This is a genomic window from Magnetospira sp. QH-2 (assembly GCF_000968135.1).
Lineage (GTDB): Bacteria > Pseudomonadota > Alphaproteobacteria > Rhodospirillales > Magnetospiraceae > Magnetospira.
Genome location: NZ_FO538765.1, coordinates 3,661,206 through 3,667,500, shown reverse-complemented (window position 1 = coordinate 3,667,500; position 6,295 = coordinate 3,661,206). Strand labels below are relative to the sequence as shown.

5 protein-coding genes, 1 tRNA gene and 2 rRNA genes (1 of these 8 running past the window's edge) are annotated in these 6,295 nt (G+C 59.1%); 6 read left to right on the top strand and 2 right to left on the bottom strand.

The window, feature by feature from the left end:
- The 6 genes from MGMAQ_RS17195 to MGMAQ_RS17170 all read left to right on the top strand — a co-directional run.
- A 23S ribosomal RNA gene (locus tag MGMAQ_RS17195) occupies positions 1-1,200 on the top strand; it begins 1,545 nt to the left of the window's first position.
- Between the two features lie 209 nt (positions 1,201-1,409).
- Positions 1,410-1,524 (top strand): 5S ribosomal RNA (gene rrf, locus MGMAQ_RS17190).
- Between the two features lie 132 nt (positions 1,525-1,656).
- A tRNA-Met gene (locus MGMAQ_RS17185) sits at positions 1,657-1,733 on the top strand.
- A 305-nt stretch (positions 1,734-2,038) separates the two neighbouring features.
- Positions 2,039-3,364, top strand: a complete 1,326-nt coding sequence (locus MGMAQ_RS19935; RefSeq protein ID WP_158498888.1) for a S8 family serine peptidase — start codon at positions 2,039-2,041, stop codon at positions 3,362-3,364.
- 121 nt (positions 3,365-3,485) lie between these two features.
- The gene (locus MGMAQ_RS17175) at positions 3,486-4,088 is read left to right on the top strand and encodes a transferase hexapeptide repeat family protein (RefSeq protein ID WP_046022515.1); all 603 of its coding nucleotides are present in this window, start codon (positions 3,486-3,488) and stop codon (positions 4,086-4,088) included.
- Positions 4,089-4,201: 113 nt separating this feature from the next.
- Entirely contained in the window at positions 4,202-4,807 is a 606-nt protein-coding gene (locus MGMAQ_RS17170; protein ID WP_046022514.1) for a LysE/ArgO family amino acid transporter, read from the top strand.
- Positions 4,808-4,831: 24 nt separating this feature from the next.
- On the opposite strand, the gene MGMAQ_RS17165 is transcribed toward MGMAQ_RS17170, so the two are convergent.
- Both MGMAQ_RS17165 and MGMAQ_RS17160 read right to left on the bottom strand, forming a co-directional pair.
- Positions 4,832-5,554 carry an ABC transporter permease gene (locus MGMAQ_RS17165; protein WP_371258365.1) on the bottom strand — a complete coding sequence of 241 codons (723 nt, stop codon included), beginning with the start codon at positions 5,552-5,554 and terminating at the stop codon, positions 4,832-4,834.
- Positions 5,551-6,246: an ABC transporter permease gene (locus MGMAQ_RS17160; RefSeq protein WP_046022513.1), complete on the bottom strand. Its 696-nt coding sequence runs from the start codon at positions 6,244-6,246 to the stop codon at positions 5,551-5,553. Before MGMAQ_RS17160 ends, MGMAQ_RS17165 begins: the two co-directional genes overlap by 4 nt.
- Positions 6,247-6,295: the final 49 nt, after the last annotated feature.

Genomic DNA, 6,295 nt, shown 5'->3' with positions numbered 1-6,295 from the left:
GAAGGAACTCGGCAAAATTCCTCCGTAACTTCGGGATAAGGAGGCCTCATTCATGGGCAACCATAGATGAGGGGCACAAAATTGGGGGTGGCGACTGTTTACTAAAAACATAGGGCTCTGCGAAGTCGAAAGACGACGTATAGGGTCTGACGCCTGCCCGGTGCCGGAAGGTTAAAAGGAGGGGTGCAAGCTCTGAATTGAAGCCCCGGTAAACGGCGGCCGTAACTATAACGGTCCTAAGGTAGCGAAATTCCTTGTCGGGTAAGTTCCGACCTGCACGAATGGCGTAACGACTTCCCCGCTGTCTCCAACATCGACTCAGCGAAATTGAATTCTCCGTGAAGATGCGGAGTACCCGCGGTCAGACGGAAAGACCCCGTGCACCTTTACTACAGCTTCGCAGTGGTATTAGGGGATGAATGTGTAGGATAGGTGGGAGGCTTTGAAGCGCAGGCGCCAGTCTGTGTGGAGCCAACCTTGAAATACCACCCTTTTATTCTCTGGTATCTAACCGCGGCCCGTGAAACCGGGTCCGGGACCCTGCGTGGTGGGTAGTTTGACTGGGGCGGTCGCCTCCCAAAGAGTAACGGAGGCGCGCGAAGGTGGGCTCAGGCCGGTCGGAAATCGGTCGTTGAGTGCAAAGGCATAAGCCCGCCTGACTGCGAGATCGACAGATCGAGCAGAGACGAAAGTCGGCCTTAGTGATCCGGTGGCCCCGCGTGGAAGGGCCATCGCTCAACGGATAAAAGGTACGCCGGGGATAACAGGCTGATGATTCCCAAGAGTCCATATCGACGGAATCGTTTGGCACCTCGATGTCGGCTCATCACATCCTGGGGCTGGAGCAGGTCCCAAGGGTTCGGCTGTTCGCCGATTAAAGTGGTACGTGAGCTGGGTTTAGAACGTCGTGAGACAGTTCGGTCCCTATCTGCCGTGGGTGTAGGAAGTTTGAGAGGAGCTGCCCCTAGTACGAGAGGACCGGGGTGGACGAACCTCTGGTGTACCTGTTGTCACGCCCGTGGCATCGCAGGGTAGCTAAGTTCGGACAGGATAACCGCTGAAAGCATCTAAGCGGGAAGCCCCCCTCAAAACAAGACTTCCCTTGAGAGCCGTGGAAGACCACCACGTTGATAGGCCGGGTGTGGAAGCGCAGTAATGCGTGCAGCTAACCGGTACTAATTGCTCGATAGGCTTGAGATCCTCCCATGCCGTCAGGGCTTTAAACCCCTGATCAAGCTTGGACCCCGTGCGTGGGGACAAGCCCGGTATATTGGATAGCGCCCTTAAAAAAGGCGCATTTAAGGTCACATCAACACTAAACGTCACTCATAAAACCAAGTCGGCAGGGTTCCCATCCGATCCCTGATCCCCGACCCCTGATCCCTGAATACCCGGTTCCCTTTGGATGACCTGGTGGTTCTGGCGAGGGTGTCCCACCCGATCCCATCCCGAACTCGGCCGTGAAACCCCTCAGCGCTGATGGTACTGCGTCTTAAGGCGTGGGAGAGTAAGTCGCCGCCAGGTCTTCCAAAGAGAACCAACATTCACATCAGGAAAACAAACAAAACCTCAACACAGTTCCAGCCCAAGTCCCGTCCCAAAGAGACCAAATGGGCACCAAAACCCCAAGCCTCCAAAGGACAAACAACCCACCAACGCGGGGTGGAGCAGCCCGGTAGCTCGTCAGGCTCATAACCTGAAGGTCGTAGGTTCAAATCCTACCCCCGCAACCAAATTAAAGCCCTTAACTCAATGAGTTAGGGGCTTTTTGCTAACCGGAGCGCGTTCCGGCCAAAAGGTTTGTGGAAGCGCCGCGGAAGCGCTGACATTTCCCCTTGAACAGTCTCACTCAGAGGGTGAGCGTTTGGATTGATTTATGTTCCATGCCGGATAAGGGGTCGCAGAGAGGCGTAGGCGGCCGGATACCGGGTGCTTCAGGAAATACGTGTCGATGTGCCGCATCCGTGTCCCGGGTGATACCAGGCCCGCCGCATGTGCCCGCGCCCTGATCGATCCATCAATACGGATTGGGTTGGGAATGGGGTTCCTTGCCGATGCGGGATGCGATAGCCTGACGGTGGAAATGATCGAAAACTATAACAACGAGAGGCCGTGCATGCGGGGATGGATAACCAGAGCCGTGGTCCTTGCCGCCGTGGTTCTTTTGCTCAGCGGTGGCAGTGGCCGTGCCGAAGTCAAGATCTTGCTGTACGACAAGCAAGGCCGGGTCATCGGGGTGCAGGACGCGGACGGGAACAAGCAGAAATCAGGCGCGCGTGACCAGCGCGGGGATGGGCCCGGTTCAGCGGTCGAGCCCGGCGAGGTGATGGTTCTCAATCCGCCATCCGGCTTTTTTAGGGCCGTCAAAAGGCTGGGGTATCGCGTCATTGAATCGGTCAATCTGAGCAAACTGGACATGAGCCTGGCGGTGATCAAGGTTCCGCCTGGAGACAGCGTCGCCGGCGCCATCAATACACTCAAACGCAAGTTTCCCAACGCGACCTTCGAAGCCAATCATCGGTTCGAGGCCCAGGCCAAAAGCGAACGCCGCCATGCCCGGGCCGCCATGGGATGGTCGGCCGCGCCGGCGGGATGCGGGTCTGGTGTTAGTATGGGAATGATCGATTCGGGCGTGGATGTTAAGCATCCGGCGCTCAAGAACCAATCCATCGAATTCCGATCTTTCCACCGCAGCAGCCGCAAGCCGGGTCCTTCGGTCCATGGCACGGCGGTGGCATCGATGCTGGTGGGCAATCGCAAATGGGGCGGCCTGCTGCCCGAGGCATCGCTCAAGGCGGCCAATATCTTTGAATTGACCAAAACCGGGAGCAAGGTCGCTAACGCGGCCGGGCTGCTCAAGGCACTGGATTGGCTGGCGGGCGAGCGGGTCCATGCCATCAATCTGAGCGTCGCCGGGGACGACAACAAGGTTCTTCGTCTCGCCGTCAGCAAGGCCCGCAAGCTCGGTCTGGTGCTGATCGCGGCAGCCGGCAACTGGGGCCGCGACGACAAGCCCGCCTATCCCGCCGCCTATACACCGGTCATTGCGGTCACGGCGGTGACCGGAGGCGAGGCGAAAACCATCGTCTATCGCCACGCCAACAAAGGTTCCTGGATCGATTTCGCGGCGCCGGGGGTCAAGTTGTGGACCGCCATTCCTGGGGGCGGCAAGGCCCAGAGTGGTACCTCATTCGCGGTCCCCTTCGTCACGGCGTTCGCGGCCGCCGAGGTTTCCCGTGTGGGCTATTTGAGCGCGGACAAGCTGCGACGAAATCTGCGCAAGGATACCGTTGATCTGGGTAAGCCCGGCAAGGACAAGATATATGGTTGGGGGTTGGTGGATCGGCTGTTGACCTGTCGATAGGTCGGATTCTCCGTCTCGGCACATTTGTTTCCCCGCTCAAGAGCCCTCGGGGTAAGATCGGGCAACGCCGGGCCGGGTGTTCCGAAGCCTGGGTGGAACTAATAAAACAAGGCATTCAAGAATGGCCCGGGTCTATGCCATCGACAACGTCATTCCGGTTGTCCATCCAGACGCCTTTGTTCACCCGACGGCGGTGCTGATCGGCGATGTCCATGTGGGACCCGGCTGCTATATCGCCCCGGGGGCCTCCCTGCGCGGCGACATCGGGCGCATCGAGGTCCATGCCGGCGCCAACATTCAGGATAACTGCACCCTGCATTGTTTCCCGCGGGCCGCCTGCGTCGTCGGCGTGGAGGGGCATATCGGACATGGCACGGTGTTGCATGGCGCGCGGATCGGCCCCCGGGTGCTCATCGGCATGAACAGCGTGATCATGGATGACGCGGAAATCGGCGATGCCGCCATCGTTGGCGCCATGTCCTTTGTCAAGGCCGGCGCACGAATCCCACCGCGCAGCCTATGGGCGGGCATCCCGGCAAAACGGGTGCGTGATCTGCTGGATACGGAAATCGCCTGGAAAGCACGGGGCACCGCCGAATACCAGGAGATCGCCCGACGCTCCCTGGCCACCCTGCGCGCCGTCGAACCCCTGGTGGAAGCCGAACAAGATCGACCGACCCTGCCGGTCGAGGCTCACCTTCCATTGCATCGCTTCAAGGACTAAAGGCTTTAGTCGGCCCCGCAGCGGATGCCTTTTGCGGTGGTATAATAGGTTCGTTTGTCTCGGCCGCCCGTGATAGCAAGGGCCAGGAGACAGGTTTTCACAGACGGCACAATATGATCCAAGCCTTCATTCCCGGATTCCTTCTTGGCTTCAGCCTGATTTTGGCAATCGGTGCCCAGAATGCTTTCCTGCTGCGCCAGGGTTTGCGCGGCCAGCATGTGTTCAGCCTGGCGCTCACCTGCGCCCTTTCCGATGCCCTGTTGATCGTGGGGGGCGTCGCGGGTTTTTCACAGCTTATGGAGATGGCCCCTTGGTTGGGCCCTGTCATGCGCTACCTGGGGGCCGCCTTCCTCGTGGTTTATGGCCTGCGCAGCCTGATTGCCGCCTGGCGGGGGCAAGCGGGCCTGAATCCGGCGGATTCCTCCGATAGCCCCTTTTGGCCGGCGTTTGTAACATGCCTGGCTCTGACCTGGCTCAATCCGCATGTCTATCTGGATACGGTGGTTCTGCTGGGGTCCGTCTCCAGCCAGTATGGTCCGGGGGCCTGGGTCTTTGGCTTGGGCGCGGCGACAGCTTCGTTCGTGTTTTTTTTCTCGCTGGGATATGGTGCTCGGGCCCTGCGCCCGTTCTTTGCCCGTCCCGCTTCCTGGCGGATCCTGGATCTCGTGATCGCCGTGATCATGTGGGCCATAGCGGTCGGGTTGGTGATCGGAGAATGATCGCCCTTTGGCGGGACAAGGCCTTCAGGTTTCCTCCGGTGACGGCCTCCGCATGGTCGGTGGCGGGCGGCGATCCGGGTGCAGTCGGTACTCCAGGAACGCGATAAATCGGGTAAGGAGAAATGTCAGGGCCAGATAAAACGCTCCGGCCGTCAAAAAAGTTTCCATGGGCAGATAGTTTTTCGCATAGACCGTGCGCGCCATGCCGGTTAGATCCAGCAATGTAATGGTGCTGGCGAGGGCGCTGGCTTTCAGCATCAGGATGATTTCATTGCCGTAGGCCGGTATGGCCATCCGCATGGCGCGCGGCAACAAAATCCGGGTGTATATTTTCATCGGGCGCAGGCCGATGGCCCGGGCGGCTTCCAATTCGCCCACAGGGACAGCCTGGATCGCCCCACGCAGGATTTCGGCGATATAGGCTGCCGTATGCAGGGCAAAGGTAATGACCGCGCACCAGTATGCCTCGCGCAGGACGGGCCACAGGAAGCTTTCGCGCACGGCTTCGAACTGGCCAAGACCGTAATAGACCAGGAAGATCTGCACCAACAATGGGGTGCCGCGGAAGAAAAAGATATAGGCCCTGGGCAGGGCGCTGATCCAGATGTTGGGCGAAACCCGTCCGATGGCCAGGACAACGGCGAGGGCCAACCCCGCCAAACCGGATAGAAGCAGCAGCTCAACGGTCAGCAGCGCGCCTTGAGCCAGCTTCGGTACCATGTCGAGGATGGTGTCCCAATTGATCATCGCGCGGCACTCCGCACACCGATATTGGCGCGCTTCTCCAACCGCGAGATGCCATAGGTCGCAACGGCAGTCATGGCCAGATAGATCAACGCGGCGGCGAGGTAGAAGGTGAAGGGTTCTTTGGTATGCCCCACGGCAAAGGCCGTAACCCGCATCAATTCTTCCAATCCCACGACCGAAACCAGGGCCGTATCCTTCATCAAAATCATAAACAGATTGCCCAGGCCGGGGAGTGCCACGCGCCACATTTGCGGCATGGTTATGCGAAAAAAGGTATTGCGATTACTCATGCCCAAGGCCTGGGCCGCCTCCCGTTGCCCCGGCGGGATGGCCAGGATTGCCCCGCGAAACAGCTCCGACGCATAGGCTCCGAAAATAAAGCCCAAGGCAGCGGTGCCCGCGGTAAAGGCGCTGACCTCGATGTATTCGTCGTACCCAAACCAGGACGCGACGGCCATCAAGATCTGGGAGGCGCCGAAATAAAACGTCAAAACCACCAAAAACTCAGGCAGTCCCCGCATCAAGGTGGAGTAGCCATTGCCCAATTGGCGCAACAGGGCAAAGGGGGACAATTTGGCCGCGGCCCCCAACAAGCCCAAGATCAACCCGAGAACCAGAGACGCCATCGCCAATTGCAGGGTCACGAGGGTCCCTGCTAGTAGCTGTGCGCCAAAGCCGTGAAGATCAAACATTGCTTGCTTTTAAAATGCGGGAAACGGGTGAGACATCATGGGGTCCCAC